Raw genomic sequence first — 20,851 nt, 5'->3', positions numbered from 1 at the left:
AAGGTGCCGGCAGGCAGATGAGGGGCTGCGCCGGCGTTGGCAAAACTTCAGGAAGCGTCGATCCGACCTTTCCGACAATGTGCGGAAAGCAGTCCTAATCCGGATAGCAAACGGTCGGAATATTGGGCCAAACAGCGCTGTCGCAGTTGGCGGCCTCCTGCCTTTGCTTGAAGGCGGCGCTGACCGGCCCGGTCACCACCGGGTCGACGCCATCGGGAGCGTCGGCAAACAACTGCTCCGCCGTTCGGGTGTCGGACGGCAGGGCAGGCTCCTTCGACGTCGCGGCCGACTGTGCCACGCCTGCCGCAAGCAAAACGGCGAGGGCAGCCCATGCAAGGATTGGCCGGTATCTGATGCCCGTTTTGCTCATGAAATTTGAACTGTCCCGACCGTGAAAGGTTCCGCTTTGGTTAATAATTCAATTTCACACCAAGACGCTTAAGATTTGGTGACCATGTATTTGGTGGCACGCCTCCTCTTTCGCAATTGCGAAAAACCCTGTATGAGCCGCCCAACCGAAAGAGGCAGCGCCTTTTGGCCTGCTGCCTGCAACGCTCCCGAGACCACAACATGAAAATTCGTAATATCGCGATCATCGCGCACGTCGACCATGGGAAAACCACCCTCGTCGACCAGCTCCTGAAACAGTCCGGTTCGTTCCGCGACAACCAGCGCGTTGCGGAACGCGCCATGGATTCGAACGACCTCGAAAAGGAACGCGGCATCACCATCCTGGCCAAGGCGACCTCGGTCGACTGGAAGGACACCCGCATCAACATCGTCGATACCCCCGGCCACGCCGATTTCGGCGGTGAAGTCGAGCGCATCCTGTCGATGGTGGATTCGGCCATCGTGCTGGTCGACGCCGCCGAAGGGCCGATGCCGCAGACAAAATTCGTCGTCGGCAAGGCGCTCAAGGTCGGATTGAAGCCGATCGTCGTCATCAACAAGATCGACCGGCCGGACGCCCGCCACGTCGAGGTGGTCAACGAAGTGTTCGACCTGTTTGCAGCGCTCGACGCCACCGACGAGCAGCTCGACTTCCCGATCCTTTACGGCTCGGGCCGCGACGGCTGGGTCTCGGAAAACCCCGAAGGCCCGAAGGACCAGGGTCTGGCGCCGCTGTTCGACCTCGTCATCAAGCATGTGCCGGCGCCGACCGTCCACCCCGGCCCGTTCCGCATGATCGGCACCATCCTGGAAGCCAATCCGTTCCTTGGCCGCATCATCACCGGCCGTATCGAATCCGGCACGCTGAAATCCAACCAGGCGGTCAAGGTGCTGCATCATGACGGCACCCAGGTCGAAACCGGCCGTATCTCGAAGATCCTGGCTTTCCGCGGGCTCGAGCGCCAGCCGATCGACGAGGCGCAGGCGGGTGACATCGTCGCCATCGCCGGCCTGTCGAAGGGCACCGTCGCCGACACGTTCTGCGACCCGTCGGTGACCGAGCCGCTGCATGCGCAGCCGATCGATCCGCCGACGGTGACGATGTCGTTCCTCGTCAACGATAGCCCGCTGGCCGGCACCGAGGGCGACAAGGTGACCAGCCGCGTCATCCGCGACCGCCTGCTGCGCGAGGCCGAAGGCAATGTCGCGCTGAAGATTGAGGAATCGCCGGACAAGGACTCGTTCTTCGTCTCCGGCCGCGGCGAATTGCAGCTTGCCGTGCTGATCGAGACGATGCGCCGCGAAGGGTTCGAGATCGCCGTGTCGCGGCCGCGCGTCGTCATGCAGAAGGGCGAGAATGGCGAGTTGCTCGAGCCGGTCGAGGAAGTCGTCATCGACGTCGACGAGGAGCATGCCGGCGTCGTCGTGCAAAAAATGTCGGAGCGCAAGGCCGAGATGGTCGAATTGCGCCCGTCAGGCGGCAACCGCCAGCGCATCGTCTTCCACGCGCCGACGCGCGGCCTGATCGGCTACCAGTCGGAACTGTTGACCGACACCCGCGGCACCGCCGTCATGAACCGGCTGTTCCATGCCTACGAGCCTTACAAGGGTGAGCTGCCGGGCCGCACCAACGGCGTGCTGATCTCCAACGAACAGGGTGAATCAGTGGCGTATGCCATGTGGAACCTGGAAGACCGCGGCCCGATGGTCATCGATCCGGGCGTCAAGGTCTATCAGGGCATGATCATCGGCATCCATTCACGCGACAACGACCTCGAAGTGAACGTGCTGAAGGGCAAGAAGCTGACCAACATCCGCGCCGCCGGCAAGGATGAGGCGGTGAAGCTGACGCCGCCGATCCGCATGACGCTGGAACGCGCGCTGGCCTGGATCCAGGACGACGAGCTGGTCGAAGTGACGCCGAAGACCATTCGTCTGCGCAAGCTCTATCTCGACCCGAACGAGCGCAAGCGTTTTGAGAAGTCGGCGAAAGTGGTCGGCGCGGCGTAAGCGGGATGTCGAAAGATGGGCGGCAAACTCGTCACGGCTGTCGCATACGGTATCGACCCGAGGCTGAAGTTTGGGTCTCGATGCTTAGTGCGTAAGGGATCTATGCTCTCGCGACGCATATTTCCGACGTAGGCGGGCTTGGCCTGATTCATGGAGGTCGGCGCCTCTTCAGAGGGCAAAGTTCTCTGCAAGCTGCAGGGGTGCCAAATCGCCGCCGATCGGATACCCTTAGCTCTCTGACGCTCGAAGGCACTCACATGCACGTCACCTCGCTTTTGATCTTCGCCGCCGCCCTTTTCGTCGCCGCGGGCTCGCCCGGCCCGTCGATTGCCGCCCTGGTGGCGCGGGTCATCGCAAAGGGCTTTCGCGACGTGTTTCCATTCCTGCTCGCCATGTGGATCGGCGAGGCCATCTGGCTGTCGCTGGCGGTGTTCGGGCTGGCGGTGGTGGCGCAGACCTTCCATCTCGCCTTCGTCGTGCTGAAATGGGTCGGCGTCGCCTATCTCGCCTACCTCGCCTGGAAGATGTGGACGGCCCCGGTCGAGGCGCGCGAAGGCGAGATGCCGCGCGAGGAGTCGGCCGTCAAACTGTTCTTTGCCGGCATGGCGGTGACGCTCGGCAATCCCAAGATCATGATGTTCTACCTGGCGCTGCTGCCGACCATCATCGATCTCGCCTCAGTGACGGTCGTCGGCTGGATCGAGCTGACGCTGACCATGGCCGTGGTTCTGGTCGCCATCGATCTGGCCTGGGTGCTGGCGGCAGCGCAGGCGCGAAAACTCTTGAAGAGCAGGCGGGCGATGAAGATCGCCAACCGCGTCAGCGCCACCACGATGGCCGGTGCCGCGGCGGCGATCGCGGCGCGATCCTGAGCCGTTGCATCAACCCATTTCGATGATCGGCGCGATCTCGACGCTGAAACCCGGGTCCTTCAGGATAGGACAATCCTTGGCCTTGGCGACGGCATCGTCGATGTCGTTCGCTTCGATGATTGTGTAACCGGCGGTCGGATTGCTGCCGCCATTGTTCTCGACCTTGCCGCCGGGCAGCACGGTCTTCGACATGCCGACCGGATTGCCACCGTCGACCACGGCCGAGCCAAGCTTGCCGTACCACCCGTTCCAGGCATCCATCGCTGCTTGCCGTTCAGCCTCGTCGGTCGGCATCTTGCCGGAGCCGTGATAGACATAGAGAAATTTCGCCATGTTCTCCTCCGTTGATCTTCCGTTGATCGGCGGGCGTCGAACCGACATGCGGTCACGCCGCAGGGGCAATCATCGGACCAAACCGGCAAAGACGCAACGAGAAAGCGAATCACTAATGTGAGGTCCGGTTGGCTCGCAATCGCCATGCTCTCACCGCGCCATCGCCTGGTATGTCGGTGAAGGCATGCAGCTTCGTCTCATCGAAAGCGTAGGCCAAAAGCACGTTGGGAACGAGACCGAGCTTCTCCTCGCATTTGGCGAAATAGGCATTCGTCGCTTCGCTCAGTTCCGCAGGCGCGAGGTCAAGTGCGACGATTTTGTCTTTCATGGCGGATTTTCTCCTCATTTTCGGTGATCCACGGGCGAATCCCGACATTTCGTCGCAAGCGGTCAAACCTTTGTCGCCAAATATCGGTCATCTGCTACCATAGTCGCAAAACATATGACGGGAGGGATTTAGCGACATGGCCGGCCTGAAATCTGCAAGCCAGTTGAAAAAGATAAGCACGGCCAAGGGCAGCGAGAAACCCGGCAGGCTTGCCGATTACCTGCTGGCCCGTGCGCCGGCCGAAGATGTCGCCGCCTATGAGGTCACCGCCCTCGAACGCGCAGCCGATCTCGCCGGACGCGCCGTCGCCAGGCACAAGAAGGGCGATTGCGTCGTCGCCATAGAGGTTGATTCCGGTGTCGTGCGCCAGGGCAGGCCGATGACGGTGATCACCGTCGTCAACGACAACATGCCGTTCCTGTTCGATTCCATCCTCGGCGAGATCACCGAGAGCGCCGGCGAACCGCTGCTGGTTACCCATCCGGTCATCGTCGTCAGGCACGGTAAGAGCGGCGTCGACGAAATCCTCGGTGATGGCGGCTTCGCCAAGGGCGATCACAGTCATGAACGGCTGAGCGTCATCCACGTCCATATCGGCCGTCTTTCGTCCGAGCAGGCCGAGGCATTGGCTGACCGGCTGAAGAAAATATTGGGCCAGGTGCGCGCCGCCGTCACCGACTGGAAGCCGATGCTGGCCCGCCTCGACCAGGCAATCTCCGAGTTCCGCTACGCTCCGGTGCCGCTCGACAAGGCCAACGTCACCGAAGCGATCGCCCTCCTCGAATGGCTGCGCGACGACAATTTCACCTTCCTCGGCATGCGCGAGTTCAAATATACCGGCGGCGAGAAGAGCGGCACCCTGGAGCGCACCGAAAAGCCCGGCCTCGGCATCCTCTCCGATCCCGACGTGCTGGTGCTGCGGCGCGGCACCGAAGCGGTGTCGACGACGCCGGAAATCCGCGCCTTCCTGCACGGGCCGGAACCGCTGATCGTCACCAAGGCCAATGCCAAATCGTCGGTGCACCGCCGCATCTATCTCGATTACATCGGCGTCAAGACCTACACCGCCAAGGGCGTGCTTGCCGGCGAGCTGCGCATTGTCGGCCTGTTCACCTCGACTGCCTACACGCGCTCGGTGATGAAGATCCCCTACCTAAGGTCGAAAGCCGAAACCATCATCGCCAAATCCGGTTTCAACCCTGAAGACCACTCCGGCAAGGCACTGATCAACGTGCTGGAGAGCTATCCGCGCGACGAGCTGTTCCAGGTTCCGGTGCCGATCCTGCGCAAGCACGCCGAAGCCATTCTGGGGCTGATCGAGCGGCCGCGCGTCAGAGCGCTGGTGCGCGCCGATCAGTTCGACCGCTTCGTCTCGATCCTCGTCTTCGTGCCGCGCGACCGCTACGACAGCGTTGTACGCGAGAAGATCGGCACCTATCTCAAGACGGTGTTCCAGGGCCGGCTGTCGGCCTACTACCCGGCCTTTCCGGAAGGCGGGCTGGCGCGCGTCCATTTCATCATCGGCCGTTCCGGCGGCAAGACGCCGAAGGTCGACCAGGCGACGATCGAGGCAGCGATCCGCGCTATCGTGCGGACCTGGGACGACATTCTGCGCGAGACCGCGGCCGAGACCGGCGCCGATGCGGCGCTCACGGCGATCGCCTCGCGCTTCTCGGGAAGCTATCGCGACAGCTTCTCACCGGCGGAGGCGCTGGCCGATGCCGGGCGCATCGCCAGGATCAGCGCGGCCAATCCGATCGCCATCGACTATTATCGTCATGCCAACCAAGAACCGCATCAGGCGGCGCTGAAGATCTATCACCATGGCAGCCCGGTGGCGCTGTCGCGGCGGGTGCCGGTGCTGGAGAACATCGGTTTCCGCGTGATCAGCGAGCGCACCTTCGAGGTCGGGGACGAGGCTTCCGGTATGATCGATAGTGATCAGCCGGGCATGGTCTTCATCCACGACATGGAGCTCGAAAACAGCTACGGCAAGCCAATCGACCTTGGCGACCGCGGCGCGCTGTTCGAGGACGCGTTCCTTTCCGTCTGGCGCGGCGACATCGACAATGACGGCTATAATGGCCTTGCCCAGACCGCCGGCCTGTGGTCGGGCGAGGTTTCCATCCTGCGCGCCTATGGCCGCTATCTGCAGCAGGCCGGGATTCCGCAAAGCCAGGATTTCATTGCCGCCGCACTCAACCGCTATCCGGAGATCGCGCGTGGCCTGCATGAGCTATTCGTCGCTCGCCTCGGACCGACGGCGCAGACGGAAGGGGTGGTCGCGGCCAGGCACCTCAAGGCCAAGGTCAGGGATGCGCTGGAAGAGGTTCCCAACATCGATGACGACACCATTATCCGTCGCTACCTCAACCTGATCGAAGCATCGCTGCGCACCAATCATTTCGTTCCCGATCTGAAGGAGAAGGGCCAGTCGCTGGCGATCAAGCTCGACTCGCAAGCGATCGACGGCCTGCCGGCGCCGCGGCCGTGGCGGGAGATCTTCGTCTACGGGTCCGAGGTCGAGGGCGTGCATCTGCGCTTCGGCCCGGTCGCCCGCGGCGGCCTGCGCTGGTCGGACCGCGCCCAGGACTACCGCACCGAGGTGCTCGGCCTGGTCAAGGCCCAGCAGGTCAAGAATGCCGTGATCGTGCCGGTTGGCGCCAAGGGCGGTTTCTATCCGAAGAAGCTGCCGATGGGTGCCGGTCGCGACGCCATCTTCGAAGCCGGCGCGTCCGCCTACAAGAATTACGTCTCCAGCCTGTTGTCGATCACCGACAATATCGGCCTCGACGGCGTCATTCCGCCAGATGGGGTCGTGCGGCGCGACCAGGACGACCCCTATTTCGTCGTCGCCGCCGACAAGGGCACCGCAACCTTCTCCGACACCGCCAATGCCATCAGCGAGAAGCATGGCTTCTGGCTCGACGACGCCTTCGCCAGCGGCGGCTCGGCCGGCTACGACCACAAGAAGATGGGCATCACCGCCAAGGGCGCCTGGGAAGCGGTCAAGCGGCATTTCCGCGAGATGAATCGCGATATCCAGACCACACCCTTCACCGTTGTCGGCGTCGGCGACATGTCGGGCGACGTGTTCGGCAACGGCATGCTCCTGTCCGAGCAGACCCGGCTGATCGCCGCCTTCGACCATCGCGACATCTTCATCGATCCCGCTCCCGACATGGCGGTTTCGATGGCCGAGCGCCGGCGCATGTTCGCCCTCGCCCGTTCGAGCTGGCAGGACTACGACAAGACAAAACTGTCCGAAGGCGGCATCATCGTCTCGCGCAGCCAGAAATCGATCACGCTGCCGCCGACCGCGGCCGCGGCGATCGGCCTCGGCAAGACGACCGCCTCGCCGGTCGAGATCATGAGCGCCATCCTCAAGGCGCCGGTCGACCTTTTGTGGTTCGGCGGCATCGGCACCTATCTCAGGGCATCGACGGAAAGCAACCAGGACGCTGGCGATCGCGCCAACGATGCCATTCGGGTGACTGCGCTCGAAGTGCGCGCCAAGGTCATCGGGGAGGGCGCCAATCTTGGCGCGACGCAGCGGGCCCGCATCGAGTTCGGGCTGAATGGCGGGCGCTGCAATTCCGACGCCATCGACAATTCGGGCGGCGTCAACTGCTCCGACGTCGAGGTCAACATCAAGATCGCGCTGGCTTCCGCCATGCGCAAGGGGGCGCTGACCCGCCCAGCGCGCAACAAGCTTCTCGCCGAAATGACCGACGAGGTGAGCGCGCTGGTGCTGTCCAACAATTACGAGCAGACGCTGGCGTTGTCCCTTGCCCGCAAGCGCGGCCTTGCCGATATCGCCCATCAGAGCCGTTTCATGGCAGCGCTCGAGGCGCGCGGCCTGCTCGACCGCAATGTCGAAGCTCTGCCGTCGCCGGCAGCCTTTGCCGAGCGCGAGGCGCGCGGCGAGCCGCTGACCAGGGCCGAGCTCGGCGTGCTGTTGGCCTATGCCAAGATCGTGCTGTTTTCCGACATCGTCGCCAGCGACGTGCCGGACGATCCGCATTTCGACCGTGACCTGATGGGCTATTTTCCGGACCGTATGACGAAGAAATTCGCGGCCGAAATCCATGGCCATCGCCTGCGCCGCGAAATCGTCGCCCGTGTCGTCGCCAATGATCTGGTCAATCGCGGCGGCCCCCCCTTCGTCAACAGGCTGCAGGAAGCAACCGGCCGCAGCACGGCCGACGTGGTCCGGACCTTCGCTGTGGTGCGCGACGGCTTTGGCTTGCCGGCGCTCTATCGCCAGATCGACGCGCTCGACAACCAGATCGACGGACAGGTGCAGCTCGACCTTTATCAAGCCGTCAGTCGGCTTACCTATGTCGCCAGCGGCTGGTATCTCAAGAACGATGCCAGCACCGCTCCGCTCGGCCAACGGATCGCCGAATTGCAGAACGCCCGCAAGGCACTGGAGCCGAAGCTCCCTTCGCTGCTTCCGGCGTTCTCGCGCGAGCGGATAGAGGAGCGACGGCATGGTCTGGCTAAGGGCGGCGCGCCCGAACAGCTGGCAGAACATCTGGCGCTGACCGATGTGGTCGGCGTCGTGCCAGACATCGCGCTGACGGCCCGAACGGCCAACGCCGACATCATCGCCGCCGCGAAGGCGTTTTTCGCGGTCAGCGATGCCTTCCGCATTCCGCGCGTCGAGGATGCGGCGCGCTCGATCGCGCCGTCCGACTACTACGATCAATTGGCGCTTTTCCGCGCCACCGACACGATCGGCGCAGCCAGGCGCGGCATCGCCGTGGCGGCGCTCACCGGCCATGCCGGGGCGGCGGACCCGGTGGCGGCATGGCTGGAGGCCGGCGGCGAGAGGGTCGGGCGCATCCGCGAGCGGCTGCAGGCGCTGACCGAGGGCGGCGACATTACCGTGTCGCGGCTGTCGGTGGCATCGGGGCTGATCAGCGACCTGACGGCGCTGTGAGCTGTTCACTTCACAAGGCCGGCGCTGCCCCTCATCCGTCTGCCGCCACCTTCTCCCCGTATAGTGACGGGGAGAAGGAACTTGCTGCAATGCCAGCGCCTTTTCTGCAACGGCAGCCGTTCGCGAAACCGCCGATGACAATGTCTTTCTCCCCGTCCCTATACGGGGAGAAATGCCCGGCAGGGCAATGAGGGGCGGCGCGGCCTCTGTCATTTGCGTGAGCACCGGAAACATGCAGACATGGCGCCGGTCGCAGGCCAAGCGAACGGGGCAGGAGGGCATATGGCCGAGGTAGCAGTGCAGCGAGCGCCGGAACGCGGCATCTGGGGATGGATGCTGTTCGACTGGGCAGCACAACCGTTCTTCACCGTCATCACCACCTTCATCTTCGGTCCTTATTTCGCTTCGCGCATGGTTCTGGATCCGGCTGCCATGCAAGCTGCCGAGGCAGCCGGTCCAGCCGCAGTTGAAGCTTACGTCGAATCCCAGCATCTACTTGGCCTGACGGTCTGGGGTTGGAGCATCGCCGCGGCGGGACTGGTCATTGCCGTTTTGTCGCCCATACTCGGCTCGATCGCAGACCAGACCGGCCCGCGAAAGCCGTGGATCGCGTGCTTTGCCGCGATCAAGATCACGAGTCTTTGTTTGCTCTGGTTTGCCGCGCCGGGCTCAAATCTGTTTCTTATCGCGGCTTTGTTTTCGCTGGCGTCGGTGGCGGCGGAATTCTCGACGGTGTTCAACGATTCGATGATGCCGCGCCTGGTTCCGAAGAGCGAAATCGGCCGCATCTCGAATATGGCCTGGGGTCTTGGCTATCTCGGCGGCATGATCGCGCTGATCTTCGTCGTCGCCTTCATGGCGGGTTTGCCGGAGACCGGCAAGACGATCGTCGGTCTCGACCCGCTCCTCGGTCTCGACCCGATCTTCGGCGAAGACGCTCGGGCGACCGGACCACTGTCGGCTGGCTGGTACTTGCTGTTCATCCTGCCGATGTTCTTCTTTACCCCGGATGCCGCCAAAGGCATTCCGATCGGGCCGGCGGTGCGCGAGGGGCTGTCGGAGCTGAAGTCGACACTGGCCGAAGTGCGCCAGCGCAGCGGCATCTTCCGCTTCCTGGTCGCCCGCATGATCTATCAAGACGGCGTCAATGCGCTGCTTGCGCTGGGAGGACTTTTCGCGGCAGGGATGTTCGCCTGGTCGATCACCGAGATCGGCCTGTTCGGCATCATCCTCAACGTCGTTGCCATCGTCGGCTGCTGGATCGCCGCCCGTCTCGACACGGCGCTCGGCTCCAAGGCCGTGGTGATGATTTCGCTGGTTATGCTGTCTGTCGCGACAATCGGCATCGTCTCGACCGGACCGGGTTTCACGCTGCTCGGGATGCTACAGCTCTCCACCGCCGATTCGGGCGGCCTGTTCGGCACGGCGGCGGAAAAGGCCTACATTCTTTACGGCTTGCTGATCGGCCTTGCCTTCGGGCCAGTACAAGCCTCGTCACGCTCCTACATGGCGCGTAGCGTCACCGCGGCCGAATCGGGCCGCTATTTCGGCATCTATGCACTGGCCGGACGGGCGACCAGCTTCCTCGCGCCGTTTCTGGTGTCGACCATAGGCTGGGTAAGCGGTTCGCAACGGCTCGGCATGGCTGTAATCGTGCTGTTCCTCGGCGTCGGCCTGGCGATCCTGGTCCGCACGCCGTATCCGGCAGACAACCCGACGGCGGAGTGAGCTGCTTCTTCCCTTCTCCCCTGTGGGAGAAGGTGGATCGGCGCGTAGCGCCGAGACGGATGAGGGGTGCTGCAAGAAACTCAACGTGAAAACATCAAGGATTTTAACAGCTTACGCCTTCATCGTAGCGATCCTGCCAACACCCCTCACCCGACCGAGCTTCGCTCGGCCACCTTCTCCCACAAGGGGAGAAGGCAAGAGGCGCTAATGCCTGAAATGCCTGACGCCGGTAAATACCATGGCGATGCCTTGGGCGTCGGCGGCGGCGATGACATCGTCGTCGCGCATCGAGCCGCCCGGCTGGATGACCGCGGTGGCGCCGGCTTCGATCGCAGACAAAAGCCCGTCGGCGAACGGGAAAAAGGCATCCGAGGCGACAACAGAATTCTTGGTCAGCGGCTCGGCCAGGCTGGCTGCCTCGGCCGCGTCGAGCGCCTTGCGCGCGGCGATGCGCGAGGAATCGACCCGGCTCATCTGGCCGGCGCCGATGCCGACGGTGGCACCGTCCCTGACATAGACGATGGCGTTCGACTTGACGTGCTTTGCGACGCGGAAAGCGAATTTGAGATCGGCCATTTCGGCCGTTGTCGGAGCCCGCCGGGTCACCACTTTCAAGTCGAGGTCGTCGACCACCGCATTGTCGCGGCCCTGGACGAGAAACCCGCCGGAAACGGATTTCACAGTCGAGCCGGCCGCGCGCGGATCGGGCAAGCCGCCGGTGACCAGCAAGCGCAGGTTCTTCTTGGCGGCGACGATGCGGATTGCTTCGTCCGAGGCGCCCGGCGCGATGATGACCTCGGTGAAGGTTTTGACGATCTCTTCGGCTGCCTCGGGATCGAGGGTGCGGTTCATCGCGACAATGCCGCCAAAGGCCGACACCGGATCGCAGGCAAGCGCTTTGGCATAGGCCGCCTTCAGCGAAGCGCCCTCGGCGACGCCGCATGGGTTGGCGTGCTTGATGATGGCGACGGTGGCGGAGCGCGCCGGATCGAACTCGCCGACCAGTTCGAAGGCGGCGTCGGTGTCGTTGATGTTGTTGTAGGAAAGCTGCTTGCCCTGAAGCTGGCGCGCCGTCGCGACGCCCGGTCGCTTGTCGCCATCGACGTAGAAGCCGGCACTTTGGTGCGGGTTCTCGCCGTAGCGCATCACCTGGTCGAGCCTGCCGCCGAAGGCGCGCCAGGTGGGATGCTCGATCTCCAGCGCTTCGGCGAACCAGCCGGAAATCGCCGCATCATAGGTCGCGGTGCGGGCGAAGGCCTTGGCCGCCAGCTTCTTGCGGAAATCCAGCGAGAGCGAGCCGAAATTCATCTCCAGCGCGTTGAGCACCGAGGCATAGTCCTCGGGGTCTGTGACGATGGCGACATAGGCGTGGTTCTTGGCGGCGGCGCGGATCATCGCCGGGCCACCTATGTCGATGTTCTCGACGATCGAGGCGTAAGCGGCGCCGGAGCGGCGGACATCCTCGAAAGGGTAGAGATTGGAGACGACGAGATCGATCGGCTCGATGCCATGATCGCGCATCGCCGCGGCGTGTTCGGGATCGTCGCGCACGCCGAGCAACGCGCCATGCACGGACGGATGCAGGGTCTTGACGCGGCCGTCCATGATCTCGGGAAAGCCGGTGAGTTCGGAGACGTCGCGTACAGCCAAGCCTGCCTCGGCGATCGCCTTTGCCGTGCCGCCGGTGGAGACCAGCTCGACGCCGGCAGCGGCCAACGCCCTGGCGAAATCGATGAGGCCGGTCTTGTCGAAAACGGAAAGCAGCGCGCGACGGACAGGAACGAGGTCGGGCGCGGGAATGTTCTTGGCGGCGACGGCCATGGGCTGGCGGCCTTTCACGGCTGGTTGGGACAGTGTCCGCGCGCCGTAGCACATGAGGCCTGGAAATCAAACTGCGGGGCTACCGCAGTCTCAGCTTTTTGCCGGATGACCGGCGATGGCCGTCCGTGTCAGTTGCCAATGGACTTCGGAAATCTCTGACGCCTTGAAGGCCAGCACGATCTGCCGGCTGCGGCGCGGGCCGCCAAGGCCGGCGAAATAGATGGATTCCTCGACCTCGGGTGCCACCTCGGTGCAGGTGAACACCCATGTGTCGGCTTCATCGGCGGTCAGCACCAGACGATCGTGCTCGTCCTTGAGCAGGCCTATGTCGGGATGGATGTGGAAGCGCACGGTGACGAAATCGCGGCCGTTGTTGCGGATCGCAGCATTGCCCGGCCGCAGAAGGCGATCCCTGCCGGCGAGCACGTTGCCGTTCGTCGACAATTTCAGTTCGCGCTCATGCAGCAAGCCGAAGCGCGCGACATAGCCGTCATGGCGAGCCAGAAAACCCTGGCTGCCTTGCTGGTCGGTGCGCTTGCAAGGCACATGCTGCGGGCCGCCGATCAGCGGCGTGCCGAGCAGATCGTTGACGCGAAGCGAGTGGCTGAAACGGGCTGACGAGGTGTCGTTGATGGTGGCTGTCGAATGGGCGGCTGTGGCGCGGGCAAGCGGCCGGAATTCGGCAGCGCCATAGGTGTCCACGCCGGCATTGACAATATAGTGGCGGCGGCCGGAAGACAGCTCGAAGGAAAGGCATCCGGCGTGCGCCGCGTTGGAAACATCGATGCGCGGTGGCGGGCCGGTATCGGCGATCACGGTGACGCCGCCCATGGAGAGGCGCTCGTAGCCCGAATGCGGTGCGTGCAGCAACGGCGCGCCGGCGGTGTCGTCGTGGCGCAGAATGGTGGCGATGCGGTTGTGGATGGTCGCGCCCATGCCGTTGAAGCGGGCGAGGCTGCCGTCCTGGTGGCGAAAGAAACGCAGCGCCGGCAGCATGCGATCGATGGCGCCCATCAGCGCCGCCGGCGGCGTTTCGGCCTGATTGGCATAAGTCTGGCGCAGCGGCAGAAGGTCGGCGAGGATTTCAAGCACGGCCATCGGATTGCGGGAAACATGGCCTCCATCCGGCAGAATCTGACGGTCGAGCTCCTCGGCGAGGTTGCGGGTCGCGCCGCGCAGCGCTGACGCCGGCGCCGGTAACGACAGAGCGGCAAAGGCAAGCGCGATGCGGGCCCGCAGCCTGTCCTTGCCGTCCGGCATCTCGCGTGCCATCGCCCTGAGATAGCGGATCTGCATGGCCAGCGATTTCAGGAAGGCCCGGTAGAAGGGAAATTCAGCACCCTGCAGCACCACCGAGGAATGCTGCAGCCAGGCAATGACGCGCTTGGCCGTCGTGCCGGGCTCCCAGGCGACACCGGAAATATTGCTGCCATGGATGGTGATCCAGTCGGAGACCAGCGCGCGGGCATTGGCGGCGGCAAGCTCGGTGCCGGCGGCGCGCATATGGCGCAGCCAGCGAAAGCCGTGCAGGGCCTTTTGCCAGCCGGGATTGGCCACCGCAATCTGGAAGGGCGACTTGCCGCCGGTCTCGACCAGATGTCCCGACAGCGGATAGCGGCCATAATAAATCTCGAGGGCGATCTGCCGGTCGGCCAGGCGCAGGTCCGGCGGAGCGATCAACACCCGTTCCGGTGTGCGGCCGGAGTAGCGCCAGCGATGGATCGGCCCGGCACGCAGGCGCCGGCGCGTCTTGCGCCAGAACTCCTTCGCGACAAGCGTCCATAGACGTGTCGTGCTGCCGGCAGCGATCGCCAAAAGCCCTCCTCATAGCGCCCAATCCGAAGACAAGCTTATATGATTCAAGAACTTATGCGAAGGCGAATTCCACGGAGGCCTTGAAATTCAGCCTGTTTTCCGCAGGATTCTTCCTAAAACAGTCTTCAAATTCTAGGGTTGGCCGGCCCTGCGCATGCGGGCGGCGAAGAAGCCATCCAGGCCGGACCGTTCCGGTGAGCCGAGCTCCAGATCTGCGGGCGTGGTGCGCAGCGTCCCCTGCGGCGTCAGGAACGGATCGATGCCGGCGATCTCGCCCGGGCGGAGCGGATCGTCGACAATGTCAGCCGTCCCGGCGAGGAAGGCGCGGTGAAGCGCCTCGCCTTCGAGCGGGTCGAGCGAGCAGTTGGAAAAGACGATGCGCCCGCCAGGCCTGACCAGGCTGACGGCGCGGGCGAGCAGCCTGCGTTGCAGATCGGCGAGTTTTTCGATGTCGGCCGCCGTCTTCGTCCACGGCACGTCGGGATGCCGCCGCACCGTGCCGGTTGAGGAGCAGGGCGCGTCGAGGAGGACGGCGTCGAACAGTTGTTCCGGCTCGTATTTGAGCAGATCGGCCTGGACAATTTCTGCGGACAAACCGAGCCGTTCGAGATTTTGCGAGAGCCGCGCCAACCGGTTCTTCGAGGAATCGATCGCGGTAACCGTGGCGCCGCCGAGAATGAGCTGAGCGGTCTTGCCGCCGGGGGCGGCGCAGAGATCGGCGACGCGCAAACCCCTGACGTCGCCGAAAAGCCGGGCCGGAAGGCTGGCGGCGGCATCCTGGACCCACCAGGCGCCGTCTTCAAAGCCGGGCAGTTCAGTGCCCGAGGCGCTGAGTCTCTCCACGCGCACAGTGCCGGTCGGCAGCACGATGCCGCCGAGCCGCTCGGCCCACAGCGCAGGATCGGTCTTGACCGTGAAGTCTACCGGCGCCTCGTATCTGTGGGCGGCGAGGATTTGCCTGGCTTTCTCAGTGCCATAGGCGGCTTTCAGCCGGTCGGAAAACCATTTCGGCGCTTCGTCGGTGGCGGCAAGCGCTGCAGCCAGCTCGGCCTGCTTGGATCGCGCCAGTGTGCGCAGCACGCCATTGACGAGACCGGAGAAGCGCACCGTGCGCGGATCGGACTTGGCGTGGGTCACGGCAAGGTCGACTGCGGCGCTTTCGGGAATATCGAGGAACAGGATCTGCGCCGCTGCTACATGCAGAATATGCGAAAGCGCGGTGGCGTTGGGTGGCAGCGGCTTTTCCAGGCGGCGGGCCAGCAACCCTGATATAGTCATGCGGAAGCGCAGCGCGGTGACCAGTATGGCGCGCACCAGCGCCCGGTCGCGCAGGTCGAGCGCCTTGTATTGCGGATGGCCGTTCTCGTGGTCGGTCAGCCCGTCCAGCGGCGTCCTCGCATCGATGACGGCGGCCAGCAATCGTGCCGCGGCCTTGCGCGCGGCAAGGCCGGCAACAGGTTCGCCGGGGCTCGGGCTCGCTGCATTGTTTTCATGATCGCCTGAAATTCGGTGCCGGCGTTTCGCTTCGCTCACGACCACGGACCCTTGGGTCCGGTCGGATTGCGGCCCCAGGGATTGGACTTCGGCCTGGCCGGTTCAGCCGGCTGCTCAGCTTTCTCCCACGGGCCCGATGGCCGCTGTTCGTCTGCCTGCCGCGGCATCGGCGCTTGCGGCCGCGCGGAGGCGGATGCGCCACCGGCCATGTCCTGCGCCATCGCCTGCAGGGCGGCGATGCGGTTGTCGGTGCTCGGGTGGGTCGAAAACAGGCTGTCCATGCGTTCGCCGGAAAGAGGATTGATGATGAAGAGGTGGGCAGTTGCCGGATTGCGCTCGGCATCCGGGTTGCGGATGCGTTCGGCGCCGCGAGCGATCTTGTCAAGGGCCGAGGCAAGCCAGAGCGGCTGTCCACAGATCTCGGCGCCGCGCCGGTCGGCCTCGTATTCGCGGGTGCGGCTGACCGCCATCTGCACGATCATCGCGGCGAACGGCGCCACGATCATCGCCACCAGCACACCGATAATGCCAAGCGAATTGTTGTTGTCGCGGTTGCCGCCGAAAAAGAAGGCGAAATTGCCGAGCATCGAGATCGCGCCGGCAAGCGTGGCGACGATCGTCATGGTCAGTGTGTCGCGGTGCTGCACATGGGCGAGCTCGTGCGCCATCACCGCCGCGACTTCCTCATGCGACAGTTGCTGCAACAGTCCGGTGGTGGCGGCGACCGCGGCATTCTGCGGGTTGCGGCCGGTGGCGAAAGCGTTGGGCTGCGGGTTGTCGATCAGATAGGTTTTCGGCATCGGCAGGCCGGCCTGTCTGGCGAGGCTCTGCACGATGGCGTAATATTCCGGGGCGTTCCTTTCGTCGACCTCGACCGCGCGGTTCATCGACAGCACCATCTTGTCGGCGTTCCAATAGCTGAACAGGTTCATCGCGGCGGCAATCAGCAAGGCGATCACCATGCCGCCCGATCCGCCGATCAGATAGCCGACGCCCATGAACAGCGCGGTCATCGCTGCCAAAAGCATGGCGGTGCGAAGTGTGTTCATTGTCTGCTCCGTTTCTGCCGGCCTTTCGGAAAAAGGGTCGATCCTTGTCGGCTCATCGCTATATGATGGGAAACGTGTGGCCCTGTTTCAATTGGGGCCGGTTTCAATCGCCGGGAATATCGCATGATCGACGAAGCCAATATATCAGGCGAAACCAGCAATGCAGACGCCGGCCCCGGTCACGACGTGCCGCAAAGGACGCTGACACCGGCAGCCCGCCGCGCTTTGGCGGAAGCGGAAGCACGGCGCGAACACTATCGACGGCAGGAAGCCGCGATGCCCCGGGAGATCGGCGGCCGTGGCGGCAGGGAACCCGGCCGCTATGGCGATTGGGAAGTGAAGGGCCTGACCAGCGATTTCTAAGGGCCAGCGATTTCTAAGGGTATTTCGATATTCAGGTGATGCCGGCCTGCGAACAGCGGATTCCTGCGCTTCTCACGGACCTGAAAGTCCGCTCCGTTCCGGTTCTCGGAACCCACCTAGTCTGGTCGCTTCGTGCCCGTCTTCGACTCCGGCTCGGCCTGACCTGAATCTCAACATACCCTAAGCAGCAGCGCGCTCCGCGCCGAGGACAATCCAGCCGCGGTCGTCGACGGTGACGCCGATCCCCTCATAACCGGCGATCGCAGCATGCGGCGTTTGCAACGGATGCTGGTGCGTGGCGCTGATCACCACGACGGTGGCTCCCGCGGCCTCGGCCGCCGCTATCCCGGCGGGCGCATCTTCGAAAACGAGGCAGTCGCGCGCGTCAACGCCCAGCCGCTCGGCGGCCAGCCGGAAGCAATCCGGCGCCGGCTTGCCGCGGGAAACGTCCTCGGCCGCGACAAGGGTGGCGGGAAGCGGGATGCCGGCGGCCGCGATGCGCAGCAGAGCCAGCTCGCGCGGCGCCGAAGTGACGATTGCCCAGCGCTCGGGTGGCAGCGACGCCAGAAACGCCGCGGCGCCGGCGATTGGAAGGATGCCGTCGATATCGGCCACCTCGGCCTGCAGAAGCGCATCGGCTTCACGCATCGGGTCGACGCCTGGAAGCGCCAGCCGAGCGATGGTCTCGATCGCCCGCACGCCGTGGATCGTTGGCAGGAATGCGGCAACGTCGAGATCTTGCCGGCGTGCCCAATCTGCCCAGACCCTTTCTGCCGCGGCAATCGAATTGACCACCGTGCCGTCCATGTCGAACAGCAAGGCTGCGAATTTTCTGCCTGCGAACATCTGCTATCCCAAGTTGTTTCGGAAGGAACCAAAGCCTGTCGATCGACCGTAACGTCGCACCGGCGGCATGGGAAGGCACGAGATCGCCTTTTTCGACAGACCAGGGAACCACGGCCGGCCATCTCGCGTTAATCCAATCGCCTTCCACGACACTCACAAGAGGGGAACCGCAATGCTGATTCGGCTCGGCTACGAAATCGCCATCGACTGTGCTGAATCCACCCCGGTGATTTCGCTGCTCGAGATCCACAAGCAGCGCCAGGCCGACATCAAGCGGCAAACGCGCGTGCTGACCTCGCCCTCCGTCCCCACCAGGCTCTATCACGATCTTTATGGCAACACCTGCCGCCGCTTCACCGCGCCTGGCGGAGGCTTTCGCATTCTTTACGACGCCGTCATCGAGGACAGCGGCGAGACCGACGAGGTCAACACGCTGGCCAGGGAAGTGCCGGTGGCGGAGTTGCCCGACGAGGTGCTCTGTTATCTGCTCGGCAGTCGCTATTGCGAAACCGATCATCTCAGCGATCTGGCCTGGCAGGTTTTCGGGCCTGTTCCATCCGGCTGGGCCCGGGTGCAGGCGATCGTCGACTATGTCCACAACCGTCTGTCGTTCGGCTACGGCTATGCGCGCCCGACCCGCACGGCGGCGCAGGCGCATGAGGAGCGCGTCGGCGTCTGCCGCGACTTCGCTCATCTGGCGATCACGCTCTGCCGCTGCATGAACATCCCAGCCCGCTACGTGAACGGTTATCTCGGCGACATCGGCGTGCCGGTCGACCCGGCACCGATGGATTTTTCGGCGTGGCTGGAAGTGTTCCTCGAAGGCAAGTGGTACACGTTCGACCCCCGCCACAACATGCCGAGGATCGGCCGCGTCGTCATCGCGCGCGGCCGCGACGCGACCGACGTGCCGCTGCTGCACAGTTTCGGCCCGCACCGGCTCAGCCTGTTCAAGGTCTGGACCTACGAGCAGGAAAGCAATCTGTTCAACCCGCCCCATCGCGGCGTCGACAGGACGGCCAGCGCGCAGATGCTGGCATAGGAGCGCAAGCGCGAACGGCGCGTCCGGCTGTTACGATCATCGGCTGTCCTACGGATATGATGCGCCTGATCCGCTTCGGCACAGACCCTCTGTGCCGGATCGGGATCGGGCTGTTGTGCTCCACGGCAGACCTCGGGTTCATGGTAAGCGCTTGGTAAACGAAACTGCCGCAGCGGCTTGTCGTTTACCGCCTATTTACCTTGCCCCATTTCGAAACCAAGCAAAAACAATGGCTTGACTATGAGCCGCCGGCTTTTGCTGCGATGAGGACGCCGTCCGGCCGGAATCCTGCAATGCGGCCTTCACACGGCTCGAGTCGTGGCGAATGGAGGCGAGCATGCGGCGTTTTGGGGGTCTTGTTCACGCGATCGGCGGCTTTGCCGGAGATCGAAGCGGAAATTTAGCGGTTCTGTTCGGCATGGTCGCGTCGGTGCTGGCGCTTGGCGTCGGCTTTGCCGTCAATGTTTCGCAGCTCTACAACACCAAATCGAGCTTGCAGGGCGTGGTCGATGCGGCGGTGACCTCGACGGCACGGGACCTGACCACCGGCGTCATCACGGAGGCCGAGGCCAACAAGTCGGTGCAGGCGTTTCTCGATGCCAACAGCCGAGCGGGCATGCTGCAGGCTGATCGGATCGTCCTCGACAAATTGACCATCGACAGGACCGCCAACACGGTTCAGGCGGACGTGCATGTCAATGTCCGCCTTTATTTTCCGATCTTCGGCATAGGCGATATGCAGCGTGTCACGGTATCGACGACAGCACTCTATTCGGACAGGCAGATTGAAGTGGCCATGATGCTCGACGTGACCGGATCGATGGAGGAAAGCTGGTATAAGAAGACCGACAAAATTGGCGACCTGCGGGACGCGGCTTCAGGAGCCGTGGAAGACCTGCTCAAATGGAACCGCGACGAGAACGATCCCCGCGTACGCATCGCCATCGTTCCCTACGCCGAAGCCGTCAACACAGGCGGTCTGGCCAGCGCGGTATTCGTCGAGACGAGATATGGATCAAAGGTGCCGCCCCCGATCGATGCTCCGGTCTCGGTGTCCTTGACATTGGCGTCCGATAAATGTGCCACTGAACGCAAGGACAGGGATGGTTACGCCGATTATTCGGCCGACGGCCCTTACACGCCGCGCCTGGACAACAATGGCAAAACCTATCTGGCCAAAGTCAATCGGGACTACAATATGCGGAGCTGCCCGTCCGCCGAGCTCATCCCCCTGACCGCCGACAAAGACAAACTGCTCAACACAATCGCGGATTTCAGGGCGGATGGCGTGACGGCCGGCGGTATCGCCGCGCAATGGGGCTATTACATGCTTTCGCCGTCGTGGCGCTCGGCAATTGCCGATGCCGGTCTGGGTGCCGGCCCCGCCAATTTCGACAAAAGAAGGGTGGCCAAGATCGCCATCCTGATGACCGACGGCCAATTCAACACTGCTTTTGCCAAGGGCCCCGGTGCGCCCAGCTCGCAGGGTCAGGGCCAGACCTCGCGAAAGAATGCCGAAGCCATCTGCGCCAACATGAAGCGCGATGGGATTGAGATATTCACGATCGGCTTCGACCTGAACGATCCGACCATGACGGCGACCGAGCGAGATCAGGCAAAGAGCGTCCTCAAGAATTGCTCTACAGCGGACAGGTCCTCGCTGAAGCACTACTACGAGGCCGCCACCGGCACGGAACTGGCCGCTGCCTTCTACGAGATCAGCAAGAATATCGAGAAGCTTGCCATCAAACGCTGATCTTCCCCGACGGCTAATAGACGAACACCCAAAGGAAAAGGCCGCCGCTTCTTTCGAAG

The 20,851-nt window shown here is 63.7% G+C and carries 14 protein-coding genes and 1 pseudogene; 7 read left to right on the top strand and 8 right to left on the bottom strand.

The window, feature by feature from the left end:
• Positions 1-94 precede the first annotated feature (94 nt).
• A complete protein-coding gene (locus AC0L2V_RS17300) occupies positions 95-370 on the bottom strand; it encodes a hypothetical protein (protein ID WP_236374700.1) in 276 nt (91 codons plus the stop codon).
• A 200-nt stretch (positions 371-570) separates the two neighbouring features.
• Here AC0L2V_RS17300 and typA point away from each other — a divergent pair, with 200 nt between their 5' ends.
• Entirely contained in the window at positions 571-2,400 is a 1,830-nt protein-coding gene (gene typA / locus AC0L2V_RS17295) for a translational GTPase TypA (protein ID WP_287234460.1), read from the top strand.
• Positions 2,401-2,657: 257 nt separating this feature from the next.
• A complete protein-coding gene (locus AC0L2V_RS17290) occupies positions 2,658-3,272 on the top strand; it encodes a LysE family translocator (RefSeq protein ID WP_023800471.1) in 615 nt (204 codons plus the stop codon).
• 9 nt (positions 3,273-3,281) lie between these two features.
• On the opposite strand, the gene AC0L2V_RS17285 is transcribed toward AC0L2V_RS17290, so the two are convergent.
• Together AC0L2V_RS17285 and AC0L2V_RS17280 are read right to left on the bottom strand one after the other, a co-directional pair.
• Complete coding sequence (locus AC0L2V_RS17285) at positions 3,282-3,605, bottom strand: YciI family protein (RefSeq protein ID WP_091592503.1); 324 nt, start codon at positions 3,603-3,605, stop codon at positions 3,282-3,284.
• Positions 3,606-3,765: 160 nt separating this feature from the next.
• Positions 3,766-3,933, bottom strand: a pseudogene (locus tag AC0L2V_RS17280) (peroxidase-related enzyme); the annotation flags it as partial.
• A gap of 136 nt (positions 3,934-4,069) precedes the next feature.
• Between AC0L2V_RS17280 and AC0L2V_RS17275 the strand changes: the two are divergent.
• Complete coding sequence (locus AC0L2V_RS17275; protein WP_473520678.1) at positions 4,070-8,878, top strand: NAD-glutamate dehydrogenase; 4,809 nt, start codon at positions 4,070-4,072, stop codon at positions 8,876-8,878.
• A 282-nt stretch (positions 8,879-9,160) separates the two neighbouring features.
• Positions 9,161-10,606 carry an MFS transporter gene (locus tag AC0L2V_RS17270; RefSeq protein ID WP_473520677.1) on the top strand — a complete coding sequence of 482 codons (1,446 nt, stop codon included), beginning with the start codon at positions 9,161-9,163 and terminating at the stop codon, positions 10,604-10,606.
• A 204-nt stretch (positions 10,607-10,810) separates the two neighbouring features.
• Here the strand turns inward: AC0L2V_RS17270 and purH are convergent, their stop codons facing one another.
• The 4 genes from purH to htpX all read right to left on the bottom strand — a co-directional run bounded on the left by purH (position 10,811) and on the right by htpX (position 16,785).
• Entirely contained in the window at positions 10,811-12,427 is a 1,617-nt protein-coding gene (gene purH / locus AC0L2V_RS17265) for a bifunctional phosphoribosylaminoimidazolecarboxamide formyltransferase/IMP cyclohydrolase (protein WP_473520676.1), read from the bottom strand.
• 90 nt (positions 12,428-12,517) lie between these two features.
• Positions 12,518-14,242, bottom strand: coding sequence for a heparinase II/III family protein (locus tag AC0L2V_RS17260; RefSeq protein ID WP_473520675.1), 1,725 nt, complete (start codon positions 14,240-14,242; stop codon positions 12,518-12,520).
• A gap of 132 nt (positions 14,243-14,374) precedes the next feature.
• Positions 14,375-15,781, bottom strand: coding sequence for an RsmB/NOP family class I SAM-dependent RNA methyltransferase (locus tag AC0L2V_RS17255; protein ID WP_473520674.1), 1,407 nt, complete (start codon positions 15,779-15,781; stop codon positions 14,375-14,377).
• The gene (gene htpX, locus AC0L2V_RS17250) at positions 15,772-16,785 is read right to left on the bottom strand and encodes a zinc metalloprotease HtpX (RefSeq protein ID WP_473520673.1); all 1,014 of its coding nucleotides are present in this window, start codon (positions 16,783-16,785) and stop codon (positions 15,772-15,774) included. Before htpX ends, AC0L2V_RS17255 begins: the two co-directional genes overlap by 10 nt.
• Before the next feature lie 123 nt (positions 16,786-16,908).
• On the opposite strand from htpX, the gene AC0L2V_RS17245 reads away from it, so the two are divergent.
• Positions 16,909-17,148 (top strand): DUF1674 domain-containing protein, encoded by a 240-nt coding sequence (locus tag AC0L2V_RS17245; protein ID WP_473512403.1) that lies wholly within the window; start codon positions 16,909-16,911, stop codon positions 17,146-17,148.
• A gap of 180 nt (positions 17,149-17,328) precedes the next feature.
• Here the strand turns inward: AC0L2V_RS17245 and AC0L2V_RS17240 are convergent, their stop codons facing one another.
• Positions 17,329-17,994 (bottom strand): HAD-IA family hydrolase, encoded by a 666-nt coding sequence (locus tag AC0L2V_RS17240; RefSeq protein ID WP_128173621.1) that lies wholly within the window; start codon positions 17,992-17,994, stop codon positions 17,329-17,331.
• Positions 17,995-18,166: 172 nt separating this feature from the next.
• Here AC0L2V_RS17240 and AC0L2V_RS17235 point away from each other — a divergent pair, with 172 nt between their 5' ends.
• Both AC0L2V_RS17235 and AC0L2V_RS17230 read left to right on the top strand, forming a co-directional pair.
• Positions 18,167-19,036, top strand: coding sequence for a transglutaminase-like domain-containing protein (locus tag AC0L2V_RS17235; RefSeq protein ID WP_473520672.1), 870 nt, complete (start codon positions 18,167-18,169; stop codon positions 19,034-19,036).
• A 337-nt stretch (positions 19,037-19,373) separates the two neighbouring features.
• The gene (locus AC0L2V_RS17230; RefSeq protein WP_473520671.1) at positions 19,374-20,792 is read left to right on the top strand and encodes a TadE/TadG family type IV pilus assembly protein; all 1,419 of its coding nucleotides are present in this window, start codon (positions 19,374-19,376) and stop codon (positions 20,790-20,792) included.
• Positions 20,793-20,851 lie beyond the last annotated feature (59 nt).

This window comes from Mesorhizobium sp. WSM4814, from assembly GCF_055811595.1.
This window is presented reverse-complemented; position numbering and strand designations above follow the sequence as displayed.